The organism is Siphonobacter sp. SORGH_AS_0500, assembly GCF_031453245.1.
In the GTDB taxonomy this organism is placed as follows: Bacteria; Bacteroidota; Bacteroidia; order Cytophagales; family Spirosomataceae; genus Siphonobacter.
On record NZ_JAVIYT010000001.1, the window covers coordinates 708,445 to 732,547 of the forward strand.

At 44.2% G+C, this 24,103-nt stretch carries 32 protein-coding genes; 29 read left to right on the forward strand and 3 right to left on the reverse strand.

The genetic code is table 11. The features are described from left to right. Nucleotides 1-126 precede the first annotated feature (126 nt). Nucleotides 127-1,950, forward strand: coding sequence for an ABC transporter ATP-binding protein (locus QE357_RS03010; protein WP_106636733.1), 1,824 nt, complete (start codon nt 127-129; stop codon nt 1,948-1,950). Between the two features lie 166 nt (nt 1,951-2,116). Here the strand turns inward: QE357_RS03010 and trmB are convergent, their stop codons facing one another. The 3 genes from trmB to treF form a co-directional block, all read right to left on the reverse strand. Continuing rightward, entirely contained in the window at nt 2,117-2,854 is a 738-nt protein-coding gene (trmB, locus tag QE357_RS03015) for a tRNA (guanosine(46)-N7)-methyltransferase TrmB (RefSeq protein ID WP_232793687.1), read from the reverse strand. A gap of 90 nt (nt 2,855-2,944) precedes the next feature. Continuing rightward, nucleotides 2,945-5,869 (reverse strand): SNF2-related protein, encoded by a 2,925-nt coding sequence (locus QE357_RS03020; RefSeq protein ID WP_309705727.1) that lies wholly within the window; start codon nt 5,867-5,869, stop codon nt 2,945-2,947. 405 nt (nt 5,870-6,274) lie between these two features. Then, nucleotides 6,275-7,882, reverse strand: a complete 1,608-nt coding sequence (treF, locus tag QE357_RS03025; RefSeq protein ID WP_106636736.1) for an alpha,alpha-trehalase TreF — start codon at nt 7,880-7,882, stop codon at nt 6,275-6,277. A 311-nt stretch (nt 7,883-8,193) separates the two neighbouring features. Here treF and dnaN point away from each other — a divergent pair, with 311 nt between their 5' ends. The 28 genes from dnaN (at nt 8,194) to rpsK (ending at nt 24,002) form a co-directional block, all read left to right on the forward strand. Continuing rightward, nucleotides 8,194-9,318: a DNA polymerase III subunit beta gene (gene dnaN, locus QE357_RS03030; protein ID WP_307141974.1), complete on the forward strand. Its 1,125-nt coding sequence runs from the start codon at nt 8,194-8,196 to the stop codon at nt 9,316-9,318. A 132-nt stretch (nt 9,319-9,450) separates the two neighbouring features. After that, entirely contained in the window at nt 9,451-9,882 is a 432-nt protein-coding gene (locus tag QE357_RS03035; RefSeq protein WP_309705730.1) for a DUF255 domain-containing protein, read from the forward strand. 811 nt (nt 9,883-10,693) lie between these two features. Further along, on the forward strand, nt 10,694-11,311 hold the full coding sequence (rplC, locus tag QE357_RS03040; RefSeq protein WP_106636739.1) for a 50S ribosomal protein L3: 618 nt from the start codon (nt 10,694-10,696) through the stop codon (nt 11,309-11,311). 54 nt (nt 11,312-11,365) lie between these two features. After that, the gene (gene rplD / locus QE357_RS03045) at nt 11,366-11,992 is read left to right on the forward strand and encodes a 50S ribosomal protein L4 (RefSeq protein ID WP_106636740.1); all 627 of its coding nucleotides are present in this window, start codon (nt 11,366-11,368) and stop codon (nt 11,990-11,992) included. Nucleotides 11,993-12,035: 43 nt separating this feature from the next. Then, entirely contained in the window at nt 12,036-12,323 is a 288-nt protein-coding gene (rplW, locus tag QE357_RS03050; RefSeq protein WP_106636741.1) for a 50S ribosomal protein L23, read from the forward strand. Nucleotides 12,324-12,407: 84 nt separating this feature from the next. Beyond that, on the forward strand, nt 12,408-13,232 hold the full coding sequence (gene rplB, locus QE357_RS03055; RefSeq protein WP_106636742.1) for a 50S ribosomal protein L2: 825 nt from the start codon (nt 12,408-12,410) through the stop codon (nt 13,230-13,232). Continuing rightward, nucleotides 13,232-13,510 (forward strand): 30S ribosomal protein S19, encoded by a 279-nt coding sequence (rpsS, locus tag QE357_RS03060; protein ID WP_093200757.1) that lies wholly within the window; start codon nt 13,232-13,234, stop codon nt 13,508-13,510. Before rplB ends, rpsS begins: the two co-directional genes overlap by 1 nt. Nucleotides 13,511-13,596: 86 nt before the next feature. Further along, on the forward strand, nt 13,597-13,980 hold the full coding sequence (gene rplV, locus QE357_RS03065; protein WP_106636743.1) for a 50S ribosomal protein L22: 384 nt from the start codon (nt 13,597-13,599) through the stop codon (nt 13,978-13,980). Nucleotides 13,981-13,986: 6 nt separating this feature from the next. Next, a complete protein-coding gene (gene rpsC, locus QE357_RS03070) occupies nt 13,987-14,874 on the forward strand; it encodes a 30S ribosomal protein S3 (protein ID WP_309705736.1) in 888 nt (295 codons plus the stop codon). A 55-nt stretch (nt 14,875-14,929) separates the two neighbouring features. Next, nucleotides 14,930-15,358: a 50S ribosomal protein L16 gene (gene rplP, locus QE357_RS03075; protein WP_106636745.1), complete on the forward strand. Its 429-nt coding sequence runs from the start codon at nt 14,930-14,932 to the stop codon at nt 15,356-15,358. A gap of 73 nt (nt 15,359-15,431) precedes the next feature. Next, nucleotides 15,432-15,614, forward strand: a complete 183-nt coding sequence (gene rpmC / locus QE357_RS03080) for a 50S ribosomal protein L29 (RefSeq protein WP_106636746.1) — start codon at nt 15,432-15,434, stop codon at nt 15,612-15,614. A 34-nt stretch (nt 15,615-15,648) separates the two neighbouring features. Then, entirely contained in the window at nt 15,649-15,909 is a 261-nt protein-coding gene (gene rpsQ / locus QE357_RS03085) for a 30S ribosomal protein S17 (protein ID WP_106636747.1), read from the forward strand. 83 nt (nt 15,910-15,992) lie between these two features. Then, the gene (gene rplN, locus QE357_RS03090) at nt 15,993-16,361 is read left to right on the forward strand and encodes a 50S ribosomal protein L14 (RefSeq protein ID WP_094816351.1); all 369 of its coding nucleotides are present in this window, start codon (nt 15,993-15,995) and stop codon (nt 16,359-16,361) included. 30 nt (nt 16,362-16,391) lie between these two features. Continuing rightward, nucleotides 16,392-16,724, forward strand: a complete 333-nt coding sequence (gene rplX, locus QE357_RS03095) for a 50S ribosomal protein L24 (protein ID WP_106636748.1) — start codon at nt 16,392-16,394, stop codon at nt 16,722-16,724. Between the two features lie 79 nt (nt 16,725-16,803). After that, nucleotides 16,804-17,358 (forward strand): 50S ribosomal protein L5, encoded by a 555-nt coding sequence (gene rplE, locus QE357_RS03100; RefSeq protein WP_106636749.1) that lies wholly within the window; start codon nt 16,804-16,806, stop codon nt 17,356-17,358. 60 nt (nt 17,359-17,418) lie between these two features. Then, the gene (gene rpsN / locus QE357_RS03105; RefSeq protein ID WP_093200782.1) at nt 17,419-17,688 is read left to right on the forward strand and encodes a 30S ribosomal protein S14; all 270 of its coding nucleotides are present in this window, start codon (nt 17,419-17,421) and stop codon (nt 17,686-17,688) included. A gap of 75 nt (nt 17,689-17,763) precedes the next feature. Beyond that, nucleotides 17,764-18,159 (forward strand): 30S ribosomal protein S8, encoded by a 396-nt coding sequence (gene rpsH / locus QE357_RS03110; RefSeq protein WP_106636750.1) that lies wholly within the window; start codon nt 17,764-17,766, stop codon nt 18,157-18,159. A gap of 73 nt (nt 18,160-18,232) precedes the next feature. Further along, the gene (rplF, locus tag QE357_RS03115) at nt 18,233-18,787 is read left to right on the forward strand and encodes a 50S ribosomal protein L6 (RefSeq protein ID WP_106636751.1); all 555 of its coding nucleotides are present in this window, start codon (nt 18,233-18,235) and stop codon (nt 18,785-18,787) included. A gap of 95 nt (nt 18,788-18,882) precedes the next feature. Further along, entirely contained in the window at nt 18,883-19,230 is a 348-nt protein-coding gene (gene rplR, locus QE357_RS03120) for a 50S ribosomal protein L18 (RefSeq protein WP_106636752.1), read from the forward strand. A 12-nt stretch (nt 19,231-19,242) separates the two neighbouring features. Continuing rightward, a complete protein-coding gene (gene rpsE / locus QE357_RS03125) occupies nt 19,243-19,755 on the forward strand; it encodes a 30S ribosomal protein S5 (RefSeq protein ID WP_106636753.1) in 513 nt (170 codons plus the stop codon). A gap of 74 nt (nt 19,756-19,829) precedes the next feature. Further along, nucleotides 19,830-20,009 carry a 50S ribosomal protein L30 gene (gene rpmD, locus QE357_RS03130; protein ID WP_094816367.1) on the forward strand — a complete coding sequence of 60 codons (180 nt, stop codon included), beginning with the start codon at nt 19,830-19,832 and terminating at the stop codon, nt 20,007-20,009. 46 nt (nt 20,010-20,055) lie between these two features. Further along, complete coding sequence (rplO, locus tag QE357_RS03135) at nt 20,056-20,502, forward strand: 50S ribosomal protein L15 (protein WP_106636754.1); 447 nt, start codon at nt 20,056-20,058, stop codon at nt 20,500-20,502. A gap of 40 nt (nt 20,503-20,542) precedes the next feature. Beyond that, nucleotides 20,543-21,865 (forward strand): preprotein translocase subunit SecY, encoded by a 1,323-nt coding sequence (gene secY / locus QE357_RS03140; RefSeq protein WP_309705752.1) that lies wholly within the window; start codon nt 20,543-20,545, stop codon nt 21,863-21,865. Nucleotides 21,866-21,876: 11 nt separating this feature from the next. Then, nucleotides 21,877-22,668: a type I methionyl aminopeptidase gene (gene map / locus QE357_RS03145; protein ID WP_309705754.1), complete on the forward strand. Its 792-nt coding sequence runs from the start codon at nt 21,877-21,879 to the stop codon at nt 22,666-22,668. Between the two features lie 57 nt (nt 22,669-22,725). Then, on the forward strand, nt 22,726-22,944 hold the full coding sequence (infA, locus tag QE357_RS03150) for a translation initiation factor IF-1 (protein WP_093200805.1): 219 nt from the start codon (nt 22,726-22,728) through the stop codon (nt 22,942-22,944). Nucleotides 22,945-23,006: 62 nt separating this feature from the next. Beyond that, on the forward strand, nt 23,007-23,123 hold the full coding sequence (ykgO, locus tag QE357_RS03155) for a type B 50S ribosomal protein L36 (protein ID WP_094816375.1): 117 nt from the start codon (nt 23,007-23,009) through the stop codon (nt 23,121-23,123). Between the two features lie 40 nt (nt 23,124-23,163). Then, nucleotides 23,164-23,541 carry a 30S ribosomal protein S13 gene (gene rpsM / locus QE357_RS03160; RefSeq protein WP_094816377.1) on the forward strand — a complete coding sequence of 126 codons (378 nt, stop codon included), beginning with the start codon at nt 23,164-23,166 and terminating at the stop codon, nt 23,539-23,541. 65 nt (nt 23,542-23,606) lie between these two features. Continuing rightward, nucleotides 23,607-24,002 carry a 30S ribosomal protein S11 gene (gene rpsK, locus QE357_RS03165; RefSeq protein ID WP_094816379.1) on the forward strand — a complete coding sequence of 132 codons (396 nt, stop codon included), beginning with the start codon at nt 23,607-23,609 and terminating at the stop codon, nt 24,000-24,002. Nucleotides 24,003-24,103 lie beyond the last annotated feature (101 nt).

Consider the following 24,103-nt stretch of genomic DNA (forward strand, 5'->3'; position numbering starts at 1 on the left):
ACAAAAGCAAGAGCGAGCGGTTGGATGTAGAAGTAACTGTAAGGTATCTGTGTACTTTTGTGCATAACTTCCCTGAAATTGGTCTGAAAATCCGCCCATCGCATTGCTAACCTTTGGTGTTTACCCATGAAAACATATCTAAGACTTCTGCAGTATGCCCAACCTTTAGGACGTTTTATAGCTCCCTATCTGGTTTTTTCGTTGTTGGGAAGCATTTTTGGTATCCTTAATTTTGCCCTGATTGGTCCTTTGTTAGGCGTGCTTTTCGATGTCAAGCCTGCCGAGGTAGTCGCCAAGCCCGAATTCCATTTCAACCCAGAATACTTCATCGAACTGTTCAAGTATCAATTGTACGATTCAACCGTCAATCACAGTAAAATGGCGGCTCTGCAATTTGTCTGCATCGTTATTATCAGTTCCGTTTTTTTATCAAACATCTTTCGTTACCTCTCCAGTCGCATTATCGAGAAGATGAGAGGAGCCACCATTCGAAATTTGCGTTCTTCTGTATTTGATCGGATTATTCGGCTGCACCTGGGCTTTTTTAATAACGAACGAAAAGGGGATTTAATGGCCCGCCTCACAACGGATATCCTGGAAGTAGAAGGCTCCATTGGTCGGGCTTTCGGGGCCATTTTCAAAGAAATCATACTCTTGATTGGTTACTTCATTACGCTTTTTTACCTCTCGGTAGAACTAACGTTTTTCTCACTGATTGTTATTCCTTTGTCAGGAGCCATTATTGGCTTACTGAGCAAACGACTGAAAGAACACGCTGCCGATGTGCAATTAACAATGGCAAACATCCTGAGCGTCATTGAAGAATCGTTCGGGGGCATTCGGGTGGTGAAAGGGTTTAATGCAGAACCATTCATCGCGGAAAAGTTTAATAAAGAGAATACTCGCTATTACCGGGTCTGGCGGAATATGATTTATCGCCAGGAACTGGCTTCTCCCATGTCCGAGTTTTTGGGCGTCTTTGTCGTAGCAGGCGTTTTGTTATACGGTGGTAGCCTGGTGTTATCAGGCAGCGGCGGGATGGATGCCAAAGATTTCATTGCTTACATCGTGCTGTTTTCACAGGTAACTCGTCCGGCAAAGGAGATTTCCAATTCTATTTCGGGTATGCAGCGGGGAAAGGCCTCCGCTGACCGGATTTTTGCTTTGATGGATACGCCGATGGCTGTGGAGGATGCTCCGAATGCAGGAGTGATCAAAGATTTCAAACAGGGGATTGAACTGCGGAATATTTCCTTTGAGTATCAGCCCGGCATTGAAGTACTGAAAAACATTTCCCTGACTATTCCTAAAGGACAAACCGTTGCTCTGGTGGGTTCATCGGGTAGCGGAAAGTCAACCATTGCCGATCTGATCCCGCGATTTTTTGATGTAACCAAAGGAGAAATTCTGATTGACGGGGTTAACATCCGAACCGTTACCCAGCATTCTCTGCGTGATTTGATGGGTATTGTTACCCAGGAATCCATTCTCTTTAATGATACGATTTTTAACAACATCGCTTTTGGAAGTAAGGCCACGCAGGAGGAAGTAGAGGAAGCGGCCCGTATTGCGAACGCTCATGAGTTTATTACCCAGACTTCGCATGGGTATCAGACTTTCATTGGGGATCGGGGTGGAAAGCTTTCGGGTGGACAGCGGCAGCGGATTTCCATTGCCCGGGCCATTTTGAAAAATCCACCGATTCTGATTCTGGATGAAGCCACTTCAGCTCTGGATACGGAATCGGAAAAGCTGGTGCAGGAAGCCTTGACCCGTCTGATGAAAAATCGGACCACCCTGGTCATTGCCCACCGCTTAAGTACCATTCAGCATGCCGACCAGATTTTAGTACTTCAGCAGGGCCGAATCATTGAAAAAGGTACGCATGCCGAGTTACTGGGTCAGCAAGAAGGGATGTATCGAAAACTGAGTATGATGCAGGGCGTTTAACAAACCAGAGCTACCAAAAGAGAGGGCGTGGAATATTCGATTCCACGCCCTCTCTTTTGGTATTGATCTCATACGTACGAAAGGTAAGTAAGCTCCTTCGCTGTGGGTAAAATAAACACCACCCAACCTGTCATCTTGAAGGAAAGGAAATCCTTTTAGATAGTCTCTAAACGTTATTTTCCAGATCGGAGGTTACTTCTTCGTCAGCCGCATCCATTGCCATTTGCAGGGGACTTACGATGACTTTAGGAGTAAGATTACAGCTCAGATACTTGATGCTGAATCCCTGATCATAAAATAAGGCTTCGTACTTGGTTTTAATTCCAAAGTGACGCATGTTCAGATCCGATTCGTACAAATCCCACGTGTGAGTCAGGTTTTCACAGCCAAACGGCTCCAGCGTTTCTAAAGTATATTCAAAGAGACTATCGCTGTCCGTTTTCAGGTGAAATAAGCCGTCTTTTTTTAACATGGAAGCATACATGTTCAGAAAACGGGGATGTGTTAACCGACGCTTGATGTCACGGTTACGCGGACGCGGGTCGGGAAAGGTAACCCAGATTTCATCTACTTCGTCTTCCGCGAAAAACTGATAAATATCCTGAACCCGAGTGCGGAGAAAGGCGACATTGGTAAGGCCCGCATTGATTGCGACTTTACTGCCCCGGGCAAGGCGATCGCCTCGCATGTCTACCCCTACAAAATTCTTTTCTGGAAAGAGTTTTCCCAGTCCATTACTGTATTCGCCTTTTCCACAACCAATCTCAACGACGATGGGATTGTTGTTTTTGAAATAGCGTTCATTCCACTGTCCTTTGATTTCTTGGAAGATGGGTTTGGGAGCTTCCAGCACATTATCTGCCTGGATGTTATGAGCAAAAAATTGAAGTTTCTGACGTGCCACGACCACTGTAAGTTTAATGCTGCAAAGATACATGGTCTTCACAGTATTCACGTACAGTGGTCAGGTTGTGAGAAGTAAAATCCCTGATTTCTATGCTAATAAGGTTAGCACGTCTTCCCGGGACAGGGATTTTACGAAGGTATCCTCGGTGGTAATGAGTTCGCTGGCCAGTCGTTGTTTGGAATGCTGCAAGGCCAGAATTTTCTCTTCAACGGTATTCTGCGAAATGAATTTATAGGTGAAAACGGTCTTATCCTGCCCAATGCGGTGAGCCCGATCTACGGCTTGAGCTTCGATGGCAGGATTCCACCAGGGATCGAGAATGAAAACGTAGTCGGCAGCAGTTAAGTTAAGTCCCAAGCCCCCCGCTTTTAGCGAAATCAGGAAAATGGGAATTTCTTCGTTATTCTGAAATAATTCCACTTGTCCCTGGCGATCCTGTGTGTTTCCGTCCAGATAAGCGTACGAAAATCCGCGTTCTTCCAGCTCGGTTCGAATGATATCCAGGTGTTTAACGAATTGGCTAAAAATGAGAATCTTATGCTTTTCGCCCACTACAGTTTCAATTTTGGCCAATACTTCTTCGAGTTTCCCGGAGCTGAATTCGTATTCACCATCAATCATTCGCGGGTGATTGGCCAACTGCCGCAATCGGGTTAAGCCCTGTAATACTACCATTTGTGACTTCGCAATCCCCTCTTCTTCAATGTGTTGCAAAATCATGTTTCGATAATAGGATTTCGCTTCTTCGTAAGCTTTTTCCTGCTCTTCCGTCATTTCGCAATACTGAATTGATTCGACTTTTTCGGGTAACTCCGTCGCCACCTGCGATTTGTGTCTTCGCAGCATAAAAGGTTTGATAATGCTGTACAAACGCTGACGCTTTTTATCGTCGCCTTTTTTCTCAATTGGAATTTGAAACTCGTTTCTGAAAAAAGACTGACTGCCCAATAAGCCCGGATTAACGAAGTTCATTTGACTCCATAAATCCATCGTACTGTTTTCCAGCGGTGTTCCGCTTAAAATAAGCCGATGACGGCTCTGAAGCTGGCTAAGGGCTTTAGAAATATTAGATCCAGGGTTTTTAATCGCCTGAGATTCGTCCAGAATGATGTAATGGAAATGATAATGCTTTAGTAAATCGACATCAATCCGAACAATGCCATAAGAGGTTAATATAATGTCGTATTGATTGAATAACTCTGTATTTTTTTCCCGGTACGTGCCCGTATAAACCAGCACTCGTAACTGGGGCGTAAACTTCTGAACTTCGAGTTGCCAGTTATAAAGCAGCGACGTAGGCATCACAATTAAGGTTGCTTCACGGGCTCCGTTCTCGTGCTGGGATTGCAATAAGGAAAGCGTTTGCAGGGTTTTGCCTAAACCCATATCATCCGCCAGGCAGCCGCCAAACTGGTACTGATTCAGGAATCGAAGCCAGTCATACCCGGCTTTCTGGTAAGGACGTAAAGTTCCATTGAGGCCAGCAGGTGTGGGGTATTCCTCAATTTCTTCGAAATCCCGTAGTTTTTCCAGTTTACGGTTAATGATGGTGTCAGCCAGACTTTCTTCCTGTAACTCCTGCACCAGCGAGATGTGGTGTTTCTGAAGAATGAGGTGGGTCTGATCTTCATGATCGTTAGCAAAAGCAAAAAGCTCGGAATACTGGGTAAACCAGGAATCAGGAATTACTGCGATTTCGCCGTTTGGTAAGCTGAATTCGCGTTTTTTATCCAGAATAAGCTGTTTTAACTGCAAAAATGGAATCTCAAATTCCCCAAAACGAACCACCGCGAAAATGTCAAACCAGTCGCGATTTTCATTAATGGACAGTTGCAACGAAGAGTAACCCAGAAAATAACGCTTATGATCCGTCGGGTTCTGACTAATCACGAATCCCTGCTCTTTCAAAGGTTCATAATGATCCTGAATCCAGGTGAACGCTTCGGATTTAGGGAGAACAACCTGACCGTTTTTAAGGTGAAGGTTACGCTCGCGAAGCATACGAACGGTTTCCTTTTCCTTGAGGATATCCCGTTTGATTTTATGAAAAATGTATTCATTCCCCTGCGTTTCCATACTTACGTTGGAAGTATGCGAGAAGTTATCCAGCCGGAAACTGTAATCGCCGTACTGAAAGGACAAAGTCAGGGTAACGTCGTTATCAGTAGCCACAGCGGCCCCATTCGCCGCAGCTACCGAATCTACACTTGAAACAGCTTCGCTGAGGTTCAGTAAAGGGGTAGGGCGGAAGACTTCCGAACGGATTTCAAACCCTTTGGCATATACGTCAAAAAGCGTGATTAACGAAGACACAAACTTGCGGTAATAGTCTTCTTCGATGCTTTTCGGAATAACGATAAACTTCTTATGGAAAAAGGGTTTAAGCTTTTTTCCATCAACGGCTGGCTTGAAATGATAGAGTTTAGAATCCAGTAATAACCACGCCGGGTCTTCCCCGAGTAAGATAGCATCCCGGTGCTGAAACTCTACCTTTACACCCTGATGGCGAATCGTAGGGTAATAATGGGTGTTATCCGCGTTTCGCATCACATGAAAACGAACACTGGCGGGTTCGGCTAAAATCTCGACTTCTTCACGAATCGGGTTGCCATCGTTACCCATCACAAAAACCCGCTTGCCGGGTAATAGCGGACATATCCTGGCCCGGTGATGTTCGATGTAATGGCAGATGGAGTCCTGAAGATTTTTATCGCCTTTATGCTTATCAAATACCTTAAGAAAAAAATCCGTTGGCGTAGTCTTCTTCGAACTGAACCTCTTGATAACCACTTCCTGCTGAATGGCGTCGATCAGTCGAACAAGTTCAAAATCAGCTTCGTCGAGTCGTTCCGCAAATTCATCAATATTTTTAGAGGAGATGGACTGATGAAGTAAGGTCAGCTCATTCCGGTCATTTAATTGCACAATAAAGGGTTCCCACAGATAGCCCAGGTACTCGTGTTGATAGAGCGAATAAATGAGGCAGAAGGGTTGGGAGGTAGCGACTTTCATAGGTTTAAAGCGGGAAGGACCGCCAGATCAATCAGTGAACGGGAGAACTAGTAAAAATTCATCCTGTTTTGAGGTTTAAAAATGATTGATATTCGGTTTTCAGGAGAGAAAAAATGCGGTTAAACCCCCTGATACCGTGCTTATTTCAAAGGCAAACGAATGGCAATTTTATGATTGCCGGGGAAAAAACCTAATTTTTCAATCGTTAAGTTTTGTAGAAAAATGATTAGGTATAATGCTTTTCAGGATTACTAAAAATTGCTTAAATTTATGGTTTTTGCCTGCCGTGAAAGCATAGCTAATTCAAACGTATTAATGCCGTTGGAAACATTTGTATACGAAAAAAGCGACCTGGACTTTCGCCAGATCGCTTCGGTAAATTCTTATTTTTAATACGTTAAATTATTACTTTTTATCTTCTGAGAGTAACTTAAGTAATACGCCGTTTGTCCAGCCAAAGCCGTCCTGAAGCGGGTATTCACCGCCGCCGCCCAAGAGCGAAATATCGTATACATTATACTTTTCCACCATACGACCCGTCGCTTTATAGACCCGGATATTTTCTTCTACCCAAACATCCTTTACCTTTTCGGCGAATTCTTTTTGGCCGTAATTACGCAAACCCACAATAGCCATCCAATGTAAAGGAGCCCAACCGTTGGGAGCGTCCCACTGCTGACCCGTAGTCATTAACGTAGTCGTTAACCCGCCGGGTTGCAGAAATTCGTCTTTCAGCCGCTGAGTTACTTTCTGAGCTTGTTCGTCAGTGGCAATTTTAAAGAAAAGGGGATAGACCGCTGCTAACGAAAGGATAGGGGTTTGCTTTTCTTCAACGAAGTCATAATCGTGGAAAAACCCATCCTCCTGATTCCAGAAATATTGTAAAATGGCTTTTTTACGCTTTTCAGCCAGATTCTTGAAACTCTGACTGTGCTGCTGATCTTCCATCAGAGCATAAGCCTCCGAAAGCGTCATTTCAAGCTCATACAACAAGCAATTCAAATCTACCGGAATAATGTCCGTCGTATGAATACTGGTCAGCGACTTGCCGTCGCGTAACCAGCGGGAAGAAAAATCCCAACCGGATTCGGCACCCGCCCGAATGTCCCGGTAAACATCTTCGGCTTTACGCCCTGTATGCTGAGCTACAGAGACGTCTTCTTTGTAAGCCTCCGGGCGTGGCGTCGGACTATCATCATAGTAACGATTCAGATTATACCCCCCTGAAAGGCGAACCACCCGCCGATAGGCTTCACCTGGTTTGAGGTCATTTGTCTTTTTCAGATCATCCTCATTGGCTGCACCCATCCAGAAGTAATATTCTTTCAGCATTTCGGGTAAATACTGAACCACGATTTGATCATTATTCCGAGTTTCGGCCAGCAACTTCACCATTAATGAGAAGTAGGGAGGCTGCGAACGACTCAGGTAATAACTTCGGTTTCCGTTGGGAATATGACCCTGGTAACGAATCAGATGGGCAAAGTTGGAAACCATCCCTTCTATGAGCGAATCTTTCTCCGAAACCTGAAGTCCCAGCATAGTAAAGTAACTGTCCCAGTAATAAATCTCGCCGAAACGTCCACCAGGAACTACATAACTGCGGGGAAGGGACAAAAGCGACCCTTTCACATCACCCGTAGGCTTGCGAGTTAGAATAGGCCATAGGGCGTTAATATGAGCTTCGGGTGAAAGAGAGGTATCCGAAACAAAGTGACTGTTGGGAGCATCAGGAAAACGGAAGTACTGATTCACGAAGGCTCGCAAATCAAAACCGTCTTTCGTTTTTTCCTCTTCGTAAGCCTTCAGAATCTGCTTAGCAGGAATCAGAGGCTCGGCATCCGCAAAGGTCTTGGAGTCAGGGAATAGCTCCTTCATTTGGACATCCACAAAGAGTTGTCCAAGTTCTTCATCAGGGCTCGGGGGAGTCTGAAGTTCTGCCGGTGTACATTCTAGTAGTAACAAGGGAATAGCCAAAATAAGTACTAAACAACGATGAGGTATAAAGGGCATAAGGCTAAATAATAATGCTTAATTGATTCCAGGAAACTTTCTGACTTTCAGATTAATGATAGTAGAGCTTCATCTACATTGAGGAGAAGAATGGGGAAAAATGACCAGACTTCTTTAGCAAAGCAAAGGTAGACATCCCTTGGAGTTGAGTCAATTTCAGGAAAGCCTGTTATTAAAATCTACGTAAAGTTTTTAGCACTGGTAAATAAATCTCATAAGGTTTAACAAATTGTTGTACTTTCGCTCTCTAAATTCTATTTTCGGGTATCCGGAAATTTTTTGTTTAAACTCGTTTAAACTTCTGATAGTCAATGAAATTTATTGTCTCCTCTTCGGCATTGTTGAAACAATTGGCGGCTATCAACGGGGTCGTAGCATCCAATCCGATCGTTCCGATTCTGGAAAACTTCCTGTTTCAGCTCGAAGGGACTATACTGACCGTAACGGCCTCGGATTTACAAACCGTTATGATTACTGAAATAGAGGTAGAATCTTCCGATAAAGGCTCTATTGCAGTTCCTGCCAAATTATTGCTCGATACCCTCCGTGGTTTACCGGAACAACCCATTACCTTCAAAATTGATGCCGAGACCTTCGGTACAGAAATCATTTCTGAAAATGGGCGTTACAAACTTTCCGGTGAGAATCCGATTGATTTCCCGAAAGTTCCAGCAGTTAATAAAACCTTATCCATCGAAGTAGCGGCTGAAGTACTAGGCAAGGCAATTGCGAACACAAGCTTTGCAGCAAGTACAGACGATCTGCGTCCGAACATGACAGGAATGTTCCTGCAACTGGGTGAGGCTAATGCTACTTTCGTGGCTACGGATGGTCACCGTCTGGTGCGTTACCGTCGTCAGGATCTGAAATCGTCGAATACCAGTACGATGATTATCCCCCGGAAGGCTTTAAACCTGCTAAAGTCGACCCTACCTTCGGATGATACTTTGGTGAAGGCAGACTTCAGTCAGTCCAATGCGTTTTTCACGTTTGGTAATATCAAAATGATTTGCCGATTGATCGATGAGCGTTTCCCGGACTATGAAAATGCAATCCCCGTCAATAATCCTAACATTCTGACCATTAACCGTCTGGAGTTATTAGGTTCTTTACGCCGGATTTCGATTTACGCCAACAAAACGACGCATCAGATTCGTTTGCGGATTTCTAAAGATGAGCTGGTAATTTCTGCCGAAGATTTAGATTACTCCAACGAAGCATCGGAACGTTTAACTTGCGAATACGACGCAGATGATCTGGAAATTGGCTTTAACGCTAAGTTCCTGATTGAGATGCTAAGCAACTTAAGCACAAATCAGTTACAACTTCGTTTATCTGCACCCAATCGGGCCGGAATTCTGGTTCCGAACGAGCAGGACGAAAACGAGGATATTCTGATGCTGGTGATGCCGGTAATGCTTAATACTTACGCATAAAGAAGTTTAGTAACAAATAAAAAGAGCCTTTCGGAAGAAAGGCTCTTTTTATTTGTTAATTAGTTGGACAAAAGACTTTTCCCAGCGAACTTCACGTTATTAATTCTGATAAATCCCTTCTTGTTTAACGATATGAAAACACTTCGACTTGTAGTAATCCTGCTGCTAACCGGGCTGACTTTCCAAACCAATGCTTCGGATGAACCTAAAAAAGAGGGAATCCAATTCTTTCACGGCACCTGGAAACAGGCTTTAGCGAAAGCAAGGGCCGAAAACAAGATGATTTTCCTGGATGCGTATACAACCTGGTGTGGTCCCTGCAAATGGATGCAAACGAAATCATTCCCCAATAAACAATTGGGAGAGTTTTATAATAGCAATTTCATTAATGTGAAGATGGATATGGAATCGGGAGAGGGTCCAAGGCTATTGGATCGTTATCCCGTAAGAGGTTATCCCACGTTGTTCTTCATTGATTTTGAAGGAGAAGTGGTATTAACCGAAGCTGGAGCAAAAACGCCTGAACAATTGATCGCAATGGCTAAAGAGGCCATTGCTCAATAAGAATAGGTTTATAGACGCTAGTGAATCGGTAAGGGTGCGAAAGCAGGCTTACCGATTTTTTATAACTATACCTTACTAACTCATACGAACAATGGCCAGAATAGTGCGGATTAGCAACGTATACAGCGTATAATCGACCACCTTTTCACTAAAGAGTAGGCCTATTGATAAGGTCATCAATAAATAGAAAAGAGCCGTAAGGCGAACATAAAGTCAACACATTGAAACTGAGAAAATTACTAGTTTAAGACGCTGATAGATAATTTTTTCAGATAGAAGAATTTTAAGAAAAAGAAGGGAATAGAGACGTTTCAAAAATATTTATAAAATCTTTAGGTAAATACTTGTTTATCAAATAGAAACGCTGTTATTTTGCAACTCTGTTTAGGAATCGAACAAAAAGCTATTTGCTCAGAGTGGTTGGCAGAACTGCCTGAGTTACTGATTATCAAGCGATTGTTGTTCGATTCAACGTTAAAATTCGGCAATTTCCCGATTTTGAACGTCAGGACTGTTACTGGCTCTAATCATTGAATGCCCAATTATTTAGAGTTGAGTAGTAAGCTGACAGGATGCTTTCCCTGGCAAAGGGAATGAGGTGCGTGTCTCTATAGTACTGTAGAAATCTTCTGACGCACTCCATAGGCAAGTCTCCTCTCTGCTTTCTTTTCTCGGTACATTACTGGTTTTCAAAAAAATATAAGGGATTTTCTGTCTTGATACGGGAAACAGCGGAAAAAGTGCTACTTTTGCAGTCCGTTTTCTGAGGCCCCCGGGTGGGAGAGCTGATAACCAATTAAAAATCAAGAAGATGTCTGGTATTATTGGGAAGAAAATTGGCATGACCAGCCTCTACAATGCTGACGGTTCTGCCGTTGCTTGTACGCTGATTGAAGCCGGTCCCTGCGTCGTGACGCAAGTAAAGACCGTCGAAACGGATGGCTACCAAGCTGTTCAATTAGGTTTCGGCGACAAAAAAGAAAAAAATACCTCTAAGCCCTTGGCTGGCCACTTCAAAAAGGCCGGAACTACACCCAAGCGGAAATTGGTAGAGTTCAAAACGTTCGAACAATCTCTGGATTTAGGAGCAACGATTGACGCCACTTTATTCGCTGAAGGCGAATTCGTTGACGCTATCGGAACGGCTAAAGGTCGTGGCTTCCAGGGTGTAGTAAAACGTCATGGTTTTGGTGGAGTTGGTGGCCAGACTCACGGTCAGCACAACCGTCAACGTCACCCAGGTTCTATCGGAGCTTGCTCATTCCCTTCACGAGTATTCAAGGGTCTTCGCATGGCAGGTCGTATGGGTAACAACCGCGTTAAAATCCAAAACCTGCAAGTACTTAAAGTGTATCCTGAGCAAAACCTGATCGTTATCAGCGGTTCAGTTCCGGGTGCAAAAAATTCGTTCGTAATTCTTGAGAAATAGGATTAACGTGAATCCTCACCTTAATCTACTCTCATAGTAGCACTTGACAAGAAAATGGAACTGTCCGTATTTAATATTCAAGGCCAAGACACGGGAAAGAAAGTAACGCTTTCAGACGGAGTGTTCGGAATCGAACCTAATGAGCACGTAATGTGGCTCGACGTTAAGCAGTACTTGGCTAATCAGCGTCAGGGTACGCACAAGTCTAAAGAACGTTGGGAGGTAGCTCGCTCAACCCGCAAACTGATGCGTCAGAAGGGTACCGGCGGAGCTCGTCACGGTTCTTTCAAAGCTAACATTTTTAAAGGTGGTGCTCGTGTATTTGGTCCTAAGCCCCGCGATTACTCCTTTAAATTGAACAAAAAAGTGAAGAGTCTGGCTCGTAAGTCTGCTTTGGCTTCTAAAGCGAAAGAAGGCGTAGTGACAGTCGTAGAAAACTTCACTTTTGAAGGACCTAAAACCAAGCAATACATTTCAGTTCTGAATGCACTTCAGATCGCTGAAGCGAAAACTTTGCTGGTTTTGCCAACGGCTGACAACAATGTATTCCTGTCGGCTCGTAACCTGCCTAAAGCTAATGTGCTTCCCGCAGATCAGTTGACAACCTACGCATTACTGAATGCTGATCGTGTGATCATTGCTGAAGGTGCAGTAGAAAAAATCGAAGCATTATTGAACTAATCCGTTGGTCCGAAAGGTACCTAACGATTGACGACAAAAAATTATGAGCATCATCATTCGCCCCTTGCTGACTGAAAAGTCTACGGCTCAGAACGAGCAGGGTAAGTATGGCTTCGAAGTGGCTCTTAAGGCCAATAAGGTCGAAATTAAGAAGGCCATCGAAAAGATGTATGGTGTGAAAGTTGAGTCTGTGAACACGATCCGTCAAATCGGGAAGAAAAAATCTCGTAGCACGCGTACTCGTATCACGACTGGTCAAACTTCCACCATCAAGAGAGCGATCATTACTGTTGCCGAAGGTGAAGTAATCGATTTCTATCAAGGTATTTAATAAACATCCCCATCCTCCAGGATGCGTTTTGAACAGGTTAGGCTGGCATAGGAGGACATAGCCTGACCGTAGCAAATAATCCCAATGGCAATCAAGAAGTTGAAGCCTGTTACGCCGGGAACCCGTTTTCGTTCGGCCCCGACGTTCAATGAGATTACGGCTAGCAAACCTGAAAAGAGTCTCTTAGAGCCTCTGAAAAAATCAGGTGGTCGTAATGATCAGGGTCGCCGAGCCATGCGTTATATCGGTGGTGGCCACAAGCGTAAATACCGTATTATCGATTTCAAACGCGATAAACAAGGTGTAGCCGCAGAAGTAAAGACAATCGAGTATGACCCTAACCGTTCAGCTCGTATCGCTTTAGTTCAATATACCGACGGAGAAAAACGCTATATCATCGCTCCTCAAGGTTTGACCGTAGGTCAGACGATCTTGTCTGGCGAAGGTGTTGCTCCTGAAGTAGGAAATGCATCCGTACTTTCTGCATTACCAATCGGTACGATTGTTCACAATATTGAGTTAAAGCCTGGCAAAGGTGGCCAATTGGCTCGTAGTGCCGGAACATACGCTCAGATTGTAGGTCGTGATGGAAAATATGTAATTCTGCGACTGCCTTCAGGCGAAACTCGCATGGTGTTAGGCAATGGTGTTGCAACCGTAGGTTCAGTATCTAACGCCGATCACATGAACGAAAGCCTGGGTAAAGCCGGTCGTAAGCGTTGGTTAGGTCGTCGTCCTCGTGTACGTGGTGTAGCAATGAACCCAGTTGATCACCCCATGGGTGGTGGTGAAGGCCGGGCCTCAGGAGGTCACCCTCGTTCACGTACGGGTCTCTTAGCGAAAGGTAAGAAAACTCGCGACAAGAAGAAGGCATCCAACAAGTTAATCATTAGCAAGCGGAAGAAATAATGGCACGTTCACTTAAAAAAGGCCCCTATATTGATTTTCGCCTCTCCAACAAAGTGGAGGTAATGAATGAAGCAGGAAAGAAATCGGTTATCAAAACCTGGTCGCGTCGTTCGATGATTTCTCCTGACTTCGTGGGTCACACTTTCGCCGTGCATAACGGTAATAAGTTTATCCCTGTGTACGTGACGGAAAACATGGTGGGTCATAAACTGGGCGAATTCGCTCCGACTCGTAATTTCCGTGGCCACGTCGCTAAAAAGGACAAAGGAAAACGATAAACCAGTTTACAGTTGGCAGTCTTCAGTTGACGGATGCTTAATCACTGGTTACTGAAAACTAAGAACCAAAAACTGACAACTAAGTAATGGAAGCAATCGCAAAACTTAATAACGTCCCGACGTCGCCTCAGAAAATGCGTCTGGTTGCCGATTTAATTCGTGGCCAGAAAGTAAACAAAGCGTTGGCGATTTTAAAATATCAGCCTAAGTCGGGCTCTCCGCGTCTGGAAAAGTTGCTGCTGTCGGCAATTGCAAACTGGCAGGAGAAATTCGGCGAAGAAGTAAAGCTGGAAGATGCTGATCTCTACGTAAAAACTATTTTCGTAGATGGTGGAGCATTCCTGAAACGTCTTCGTCCGGCTCCACAAGGTCGTGCATATCGGGTACGTAAGCGTTCTAATCACGTAACGCTTGTAGTAGCTAGTAAAGCCAAGGCAGAAGAAACTAAAACCGAAAACACGGAAGCGTAACACACCATGGGACAAAAGGTAAACCCTGTAGGTCTTCGTCTAGGTATTGTACGTGGTTGGGAATCCAACTGGTACGGTGGAAAGAACTTCGCTGAAAAGCTGGTAGAAGACGAAACGATTCGTAAATACATTGCCGCTCGTATTCCAAAAGGTGCGATCTCGAAAGTAATCATCGAGCGTACGCTGAAGCGGGTAACTTTAACGATCAACACGGCTCGTCCAGGTGTTGTCATCGGTAAAGGTGGTAATGAAGTTGATAAAATTAAAGAAGAGCTCAAGAAATTGACTGGCAAAGATGTTCAGATCAATATCTTCGAGATCAAGCGTCCTGAAGTCGATGCGAAACTGGTAGGCGAAACGATCGCCCAACAGTTAGAAGCTCGTATCTCTTTCCGTCGTGCGATGAAGCAAGCAATCGCTTCAGCCATGCGTGTAGGAGCACAAGGTATCAAAGTTCGCTTGTCAGGCCGTTTAGGTGGAGCCGAAATGGCTCGTACGGAAGAGTACAAAGAAGGACGTGTCCCTCTGCATACTTTACGTGCTGACATCGACTACGCTATTTCAGAAGCTCAAACTGTATACGGAAAGATCGGTATCAAGATCTGGGTCTTCAAAGGAGAGGTATACGGCAAACGTGATCTTTCAGTAGTTAACGCTGGCTTAAACGCTGGTAACGCTGAAACTCGTGGAGGTTCTGATCGTGGTGATCGTCGTGGCGGACGCGGTGGTGATGATCGTGATGGTGGAAATCGTCGCGGTCGTGGTGAAGGTGGTGGCGACCGTGGACGCGGTAACAACAACCGTGGCGGCAATAACAACAACCGTGGCGGTGGAAACAATCGCGGTGGCCAGGGTGGTGGAAACCGTGGCGGTGGCCAGGGAGGACGTCGCTAATTAGGTTGTAAGTCATAAGTTATTATGGCTTCAGACTCTAAAGAACTCAACGATCATGTTACAACCTAGAAGAACCAAATTCCGCAAACAGCAGAAAGGTCGGATCAAGGGTCTTGCAACGCGGGGCCACGAAATTTCCTTCGGCTCGTTTGCAATCAAATCGCTGGAGCCCGGCCGTATTACGGCTCGCCAGATTGAAGCGGCTCGTATCGCCGTTACCCGTGCGATGAAACGGGAAGGCCAAGTATGGATTCGTATTTTCCCTGATAAGCCTATCACTAAGAAACCAGCAGAGGTTCGGATGGGTAAAGGGAAAGGTGCTCCCGAGTATTGGGTAGCGAACGTAAAACCCGGAACTATTCTTTTTGAATCAACGGGTGTTCCCTTAGAATTGGCTCAGGAAGCTCTCCGGTTAGCCGCTCAAAAATTACCTCTTCGTACGAAATTCGTAGTACGTCGGGATTATCAGGAAGCAGCTAACTAGTGATTCGTTAACTGTTATCCGACATATGGAAAACAGCCCAGTAGATAACTGATAACGTAATTACATTAAGACAATGAAAATTCAAGACATTCGGGCGTTAAGCACGGAGGATCTCCGTCAACAAATTGCCCAGGAAAAAGAAGCACTGAGCCGCTTACAATTTGCTCATGCTATTTCTCCAATCGAAAACCCGATGCGTATTCGGACTTCCCGTAAGCTTATCGCCCGGATGACGACCGAACTAAACGCTCGCTAGAACTGCCTTCAATAGGCATAAAGCAAATTCCACAATGGAAGTAGAACGTAAGCTCAGAAAAGTCAGATTTGGTCGGGTGGTATCCAGCAGCATGGATAAGTCGGTGGTAATTACCGTCGAGCGGAAAGTGAAGCACCCAATCTACGGTAAATTCCAAAAGAAAACGACCAAATTGATGGTACACGACGAAAACAATGATTGTGGCGTCGGCGATACTATCAAAGTGATGGAAACCCGTCCCTTGTCTAAAAACAAACGGTGGCGTTTGGTTGAAATCATCGAAAAAGCCAAGTAATCAGGCAGTTTTTCAGTTTGCAGGATAGGGCATACTTCTGGTAGCTAAACTGGAAACTGAAAAACTGAAATCTCAGCAAAGACATGCTTCAGCAAGAATCTAGATGTAGCGTAGCGGACAATAGTGGTGCCAAAGAGGTACTGGTAATCCGTGTGTTGGGCGGTACGGGCAAGCGTTATGCATCCATCGGCGATAAAGTCGTGGTAACCGTAAAGCAGGCCCTCTCTTCTTCAAACATGAAAAAGGGAACGGTGTCTAAAGCCGTTGTGGTTCGTACGAAAAAAGAAATACGCCGGAAAGATGGATCTTATATCCGTTTCGAAGATAACGCCGTTGTACTTCTTAATAACCAGGACGAACCTCGGGGTACCCGGATCTTCGGACCGGTTGCTCGCGAATTGCGTGAAAAGCAATTCATGAAAATTGTTTCGCTGGCTCCTGAAGTGCTCTAATCACTCAGGATAATCGTACGAAATCAAACAATGGAAAAGCAAAAGCAAGTGAAGCTTCACGTCCGCAGTGGTGATACGGTTCTAGTAATCGCCGGTGATGCCAAAGGAAAACAAGGCGTTATCAAATCTGTAGACCGCGAAAAGCAACGGGCTATCATTGAAGGTGTTAACTTGGTTAAGAAACACGTGAAACCTTCAGCGACTAACCCTCAGGGAGAAATCAAGGAAATCGAAAGTCCTATCCACATCAGTAACCTGAAAGTGGTAGACCCGAAGACCGGAGAAGCTTCCCGCACGGGCCGCAAACTGAACGAAAAGGGTAAAACCCAACGTTACAGCAAGAAAAGCGGTAACCTTATTTAATTAGCTAAGAATCGGATTCAACCGGTTTTTAGTTTCCATTTCAAATCGTGGGTCGGAAATCCACAAACCATTCGCATCAATGGCAACTCCCAGATTAAAAGAAAAGTACTTTGACGAAGTAGTTCCTGCGTTGAAGGAGAAATTCCAGTACCAATCGGTGATGCAAGTACCGAAGCTGGAAAAAATTGTGATCAATAAAGGTATCGGTGCTGCCGTAGCTGACAAGAAACTGGTAGACGTAGGTGTAGAAGAGCTTACGATTATCTCGGGTCAGAAAGCCGTAGCAACGATCTCTAAGAAAGCAATTTCGAACTTCAAACTTCGCGAGAACATGCCTATCGGAGCAAAAGTTACGCTTCGTGGCGAAAAAATGTACGAATTCCTGGATCGTCTGACCGCAATCGCTCTGCCCCGCGTTCGTGACTTCAAAGGAATTAGCGACAAAGGTTTTGATGGTCGTGGTAACTACACTTTAGGTGTAAAAGAACAAATCATCTTCCCTGAAATCTCAATCGATAAGGTTCAGAAAATCTCAGGTATGGATATCACGTTCGTTACTACAGCTAACTCTGATGCTGAAAGCTTAGAACTGCTGAAGGCTTTAGGAATGCCCTTTGCTGGACAAAAAAAGTAATTATTGATCCCCCGTTACTTCAATTCTGAAAAGGACGGGGACCAATTATAAGCAAACAAAATGGCAAAAGAATCAGTCAAAGCAAGAGAGCGGAAACGCGAGCGTCTGGTAGCTAAGTATGCAGCGAAACGCAAAGCTCTTAAGGAGGCCGGCGATTACGAAGGTCTCGATAAACTTCCCCGTAACGCTTCCCCCGTACGTTTGCACAATCGTTGCAAACTGACCGGTCGTCCAAGAGGTTACATGCGGAAGTTTGGTATCAGCCGTGTTACGTTCCGTCAAATGGCTTCTGATGGAAAAATTCCGGGCGTAACAAAATCCAGCTGGTAATTTTTTGGTGTATCCATTTTGATTCTCTAATTTTGCGAGCCGTTTGAGCGGCCCGTAGCAAAATCATATTCTTTCATGGATCCGATTGCAGATTACTTGACCCGTCTGAGGAATGCCATCAAGGCTCGCCACAGAATCGTCGAGATCCCGGCTTCCAATCTCAAGAAAGAGATTACAAAAGTTCTTTTTGAGAAAGGCTATATTCAAAGTTACAAATTCGACGATGAGGCTTCCGTACAAGGAACCATCAAAGTTGCCTTAAAATACAATCCCCTGACGAAACAGTCGGCCATTGTGAAGTTAACCCGGATCAGTAAGCCAGGTCTTCGCAAGTACTCTGGTTCGAAAGAGCTTCCTCGGGTGTTGAATGGTTTAGGCATCGCTATTCTTTCAACGTCGAAAGGTGTTATGACGGACAAAGAAGCTCGTACCCTGAATGTGGGTGGCGAAGTACTTTGCTACGTTTATTAATTAACATTTGAATTAGCGGAGGGTAATCTTACCACTGAAAACCTCCGCTAATTCATTTTAAAAGAAAGATACCATGTCACGCATTGGTAAAAAAATCATTACTCTGCCCGCTGGCGTAACGGTAAATGTTGACAAAAGCCTGGTTACAGTTAAAGGACCTAAAGGGGAACTGTCACAAGCTATCGACCCAGACATCACGGTAGAAATCGAAGGAAGCGAGTTACAAGTGGTTCGCCCTACCGAGCAAAAACGTCATAAGGCACTTCACGGTCTGTACCGTGCCCTGATCAACAATATGGTAATCGGTGTGAGCACTGGCTACCGTACGGAAATGGAAATCGTTGGGGTAGGTTATAAAGCTTCTAACCAAGGTAACATCCTTGAATTAGCTTTAGGTTACTCACACAGCATTTTCGTTGCTATTCCTTCTGAATTGAAGGTTTCTACAGCAATGGAAAAAGGTCAAAACCCTAAAGTGGTTTTGGAAGGTATTGATAAGCAACTAATCGGCCAGGTCGCTGCCAAAATTAAGTCTCTGCGTAAAGTTGAGCCTTACAAAGGCAAAGGTATTCGCTTCACTGGTGAATTCGTGCGTCGTAAAGCTGGTAAAGCGGCTGGTAAGAAATAAATTATTAATAAAAAGCTTTGAACGCTTCATAGAAGTTTTTAAAGCTTTTTATTTCAACGTAAGTGGGTCGGTAATCCACAAAATCATAGTAAACAATGGCAACTACAAAAGACTCTCGGCGGTTACGCATCAAGCGTAGCATCCGTAGTAAAATAGCCGGTACACCTGAGCGTCCACGTTTAACGGTATTTCGTTCTAACAAAGGTGTTTATGCTCAAATCATTGACGATGAAGCTGGTAAAACCATTGCCGCTTTCTCTTCTTTTGAATTAGGTGTAGCTGGAAATAATGTTGAAGCGGCTAAGCAAGTAGGCGTGAAAGTAGCTGAAAAAGCAAAAGCTGCAGGTATTGAAGCTGTAATCTTTGACCGGAACGGTTACCTGTATCACGGAAAAGTTAAAGCAGTAGCTGATGGAGCCCGTGAAGGAGGACTTCAATTCTAATTTCAAAGAATCATGCAAACGAACAGACCTACTAAGTATAACGAGTCAGATTTGAAGGAACGCGTTGTTGCTATCAACCGTGTAGCCAAAGTAGTAAAAGGCGGTCGTCGCTTTAGCTTCTCTGCTATCGTAGTGGTTGGTGATGGCAAAGGCGTTGTGGGTTACGGTTTAGGTAAAGCTAATGAAGTAACAGACGCAATTGCAAAAGGAATCGAAGATGCTAAGAAAAACATCGTTCAGGTTCCTCTGCTGAAGCATACGGTACCTCATGACATGGAAGGTAAGTTTTCAGGTGGATTCGTTCTTCTGAAGCCTGCTGCTCCTGGTACGGGTGTTATCGCTGGTGGTGCCATGCGTGCCGTACTGGAAAGTGCTGGTGTCCGCGACGTATTAGCGAAATCTAAGGGATCTTCAAATCCTCACAACGTAGTTAAAGCTACGGTAGATGCTTTACTTAAGATGCGTGCTCCTCATGAGGTAGCTCGTCAGCGTGGAGTGAAGCTCGCAACAGTATTCAATGGATAAGTCATAGAGTTCCTTAATTCTTTATTCCTGAAACTTTTAGGAATAAAGAATTAAAGACAGAGAACTTTAAAGAAATGGCAAAGGTTAAACTTACTCAGGTTCGCAGCACGATTGAACGTCCTGAAAACCAAAAGCGTACTATCAAAGCCCTGGGTTTGGGCAAAATCAATCGGAGTGTGGAAGTAGAGCTGAATGATGCCATTGCTGGTATGATTCGTAAAGTGAACCACCTCATTCAAGTAGAAGAAATCTAAGAACTCAGTGGGTAAACTTCGTTTTACTCTTTGAATCAATACTAAAATGAATCTTAGCAATTTGAAACCAGCCCCCGGCTCTACGAAAGTAGGTAAGCGTGTGGGTCGTGGACAAGGCTCTGGTAAAGGAGCTACTGCTGCTCGCGGTCACAAAGGAGCTCAGTCTCGTTCTGGCTATAGCCGTAAAAGAGGTTTCGAAGGTGGTCAAATGCCTTTACAACGTCGCGTACCTAAGTTTGGTTTTAACAACCTGAATCGTGTTGAATACAAAGGTATCAACCTTGATGCTATTCAATCGCTGGTTGAAAAAACAAACGCTACCGTTGTTGACATCGAACTGCTCTACAATAACGGTCTGGTTGGTAAAAACGACCTCGTTAAAGTTTTAAGCCGTGGAGAAGTGAAATCAGCTTTAGAAATTAAAGCTCACGCTTTTTCAAAAACTGCTGCTGAAGCTATCGAAAAAGTTGGTGGTAAAGCAGTTACGGTTTAATATCCGGTTGAACGACAGGTGAATTTGAATCCTCGCGGGAATGAACAAGTTTATAACTACACTCAAGAACATTTGGTCCATTGAGGAGCTCCGTACTCGGATCCTCAACACTCTGTTGTTCATTACTGTTTATCGTATAGGGTCATACATTGTCCTGCCTGGTATCGATCCAGCTCGACTTCCCAAAGGCCAGGGAAACGGATTGCTTGATTTGATTAATACCTTCTCAGGAGGTGCTTTTCAAAACGCATCAATTTTCGCTCTTGGGATTATGCCTTATATCTCGGCGTCTATTGCAATTCAGCTGTTGACCATTGCATTACCCTATTTCCAGAAAATGCAGAAAGACGGAGAATCAGGACGGCGTAAGCTTAACCAGATTACTCGGGTTTTAACCATTTTCGTGACGACAGCCCAGGCTATTGCTTATACCCAGTCACAAATTCCAGCTGAAGCTCTGATGATCGAGCGTAGTTGGTTTACTATTTACTCTACTATTATCCTGATTTCTGGTACTATCTTCTGTATGTGGATGGGCGAGCGTATCACTGATAAAGGTATTGGAAATGGTATCTCTCTGTTGATTATGATTGGTATCGTAGCTCGTTTCCCTGTAGCCTTATTACAGGAAGCTGGCTCAAGAGGAACTGGTGGTGCTTTGATTTTCGTTGTTGAACTTGTGGCTCTTTACTTTGTAGTAATGGGTGCAGTTTTAATCACGCAGGCTACACGTCGAATTCCAGTTCAATATGCGAAGCAGGTTGTTGGAAATAAAGTAGTAGGTGGACAGCGTCAATACATTCCATTAAAGCTGAATGCAGCAGGTGTAATGCCTATCATTTTCGCACAGGCTTTGATGTTCGTTCCCGGTTTAGTAGCAGGATATTTTGCTGAAAAAAGTGACACCGCTCAGTCGATTGCTCAGGCATTCAACAGCTATGATCACTGGCAGTATAACGTTCTATTCGGTTTCCTGATCATTATTTTCACGTATTTCTATACGGCGATCTCAGTCAATCCTCAACAAATTGCTGATGATATGAAGAGAAGTGGTGGCTTCATTCCTGGTATAAAACCTGGTTTCGAAACATCAGAATATATTGGTCAGATTCTGGATCGTATTACTCTTCCAGGAGCTATCATGCTAGCTTTAGTAGCCGTAATGCCTTCTATTGCTCGCTTGTTTGGTATCTCTCAAGGTTTTGCTCAATTCTTTGGTGGTACTTCTCTGCTGATTCTGGTAGGGGTAGTATTAGATACCTTACAACAAATTGAAAGTTATCTGCTCATGCGTCGCTATGAGGGATTAATGAAATCAGGTCGCGTTCAAGGTAGAACTACCGAAAGCGTATCGACTATTTAATTCTTTAGAAGATGATTTATCTCAAAACTGACGAGGAGATTGAATTAATCAAAATCAGTGCTCAGGTTTTGGGTAAGGCTCACGCGGAAGTAGCTAAACTGATTAATCCAGGAGTTACCACAAAAGAACTCGATAAAGTAGCGGAGGAATTTATTCGCGACCATAAGGGTTCTCCTTCTTTCAAAGGATATAATGGCTTTCCTGCAGCACTTTGCATTTCAGTAAATGAAGTAGTCGTGCACGGTTTCCCTAGCGGATACCGATTAAAGGAAGGCGATATCATCTCAGTTGACTGTGGTGTCTTTTTGAATGATTACCATTCGGACAGTGCTTTTACCTATCCCGTAGGAGAAGTAAAACCTGAAGTCAAGGCCCTTTTGAAAAGAACGTATGAGTCTCTTTTTCAGGGAATAGACAAAGCCGTTGCTGGCAACCGGATTGGTGATATTGGTTTTGCAGTACAAAGTTATGTGGAGCAGTTTGGTTACGGAGTGGTCCGGGAGTTAGTCGGACATGGTGTAGGCAAATTTCTTCATGAAGGCCCGGAAGTCCCCAATTATGGAAGACGTGGTCAGGGACCTCAATTGAAAGAAGGTATGACCTTAGCAATTGAGCCTATGATTACCCTGGGTAAACGTAGTGTAGTACAAGAAAAAGATGGATGGACTATCCGTACAAGCGATCGCCTGCCTGCAGCTCATTTTGAGCATACTGTAGCGGTTCGTAAAGGGAAAGCTGAGATCTTAACTACCTTCGAATACATTGAGCAAGTCCTGGCTGAAAGAAGTATGGCCATCGCATAAACATTAGGATAGGGCGAGTACTTCTTAACATTATTATCCCTATCCTAAGCCAAAAACATGGCAAAGCAAAGCTCTATAACTACTGACGGAATCATTTTAGAAGCATTATCCAATGCAATGTTTCGGGTTCAGCTCGAAAACAAGCACGAAGTAATCGCTCACATTTCTGGAAAGATGCGGATGCACTACATCAAAATCCTTCCCGGAGATAAGGTGAGATTGGAAATGTCTCCTTATGATTTGTCCAAGGCTCGTATTACCTACCGTTACAAGTAATCAAATTGGTTTCCATTTTTCAGGAGTTAACTGAAATCTGAAGACTGAAAAACTTGAATAAAATGAAAGTTAAAGCTTCGATCAAAAAGCGTAGTGCTGATTGCAAAGTAATTCGTCGCAAAGGAAAGCTCTTCGTGATCAACAAGAAAAACCCTAAGTTCAAACAACGTCAAGGTTAATTCCGCTCGATTTTGAGCGTACAAACTTATCCGACCAAATATGGCTCGTATTGCAGGGGTAGACATTCCCGACAAAAAGCGAGGAGAAATCGCTCTCACGTACATCTTCGGCATCGGCCGTAGCTTGTCTCGCACTATTTTAGCTAAAGCTGGCGTTAGCGTTGATAAAAAAGCTGGCGAATGGAATGATGAAGAATCAACCGCGATTCGTAACGTCATTAGTTCTGAATACAAGACGGAAGGTCCTTTGCGTTCAGAAATCCAATTAAACATCAAACGTTTGATGGATATCGGATGTTACCGTGGTCTTCGTCACCGTAAAGGATTACCACTCCGTGGTCAGAAAACGAAGAACAACTCTCGTACTCGGAAAGGTAAGCGTAAGACGGTTGCTAACAAGAAGAAAGCAACGAAATAATTAGTTTAAGTTTAAAGTTTGAGTAATCAGGCTTTAAACTTAAAACTCAAACAACACCATCAGAAATGGCTCAGGCAAAACGGAAAGACAAAGCCAAAAAGCGGGTCGTAGTGGTAGAACCTGTTGGACAGGTTCACATCAGAGCTACGTTTAACAACATTATCATTTCAATTACCAACAACCAAGGTCAGGTAATTTCATGGGCTTCGGCTGGTAAAATGGGCTTCAAGGGTTCTAAAAAGAACACTCCTTATGCGGCTCAAGTTGCTGCTGCCAACTGTGCTCAGGTTGCTCATGAAGCTGGTATGCGTAAAGCTGAGGTTTTCGTAAAAGGACCCGGTTCAGGACGTGAATCAGCAATCCGTACGATCCAAGGTTCAGGTATTGAGGTAACGTTGATTAAAGACATTACTCCCCTGCCACACAACGGCTGTCGTCCTCCTAAGCGTCGTCGCGTTTAGTTAACGACGAGTACGCTTACTCTATTTAGGTTCCACTGGTTGGTGATTATCAGTATCGGGCCGAACAATTAATCAAACAATCACCTTGTCTTTTTGACAAC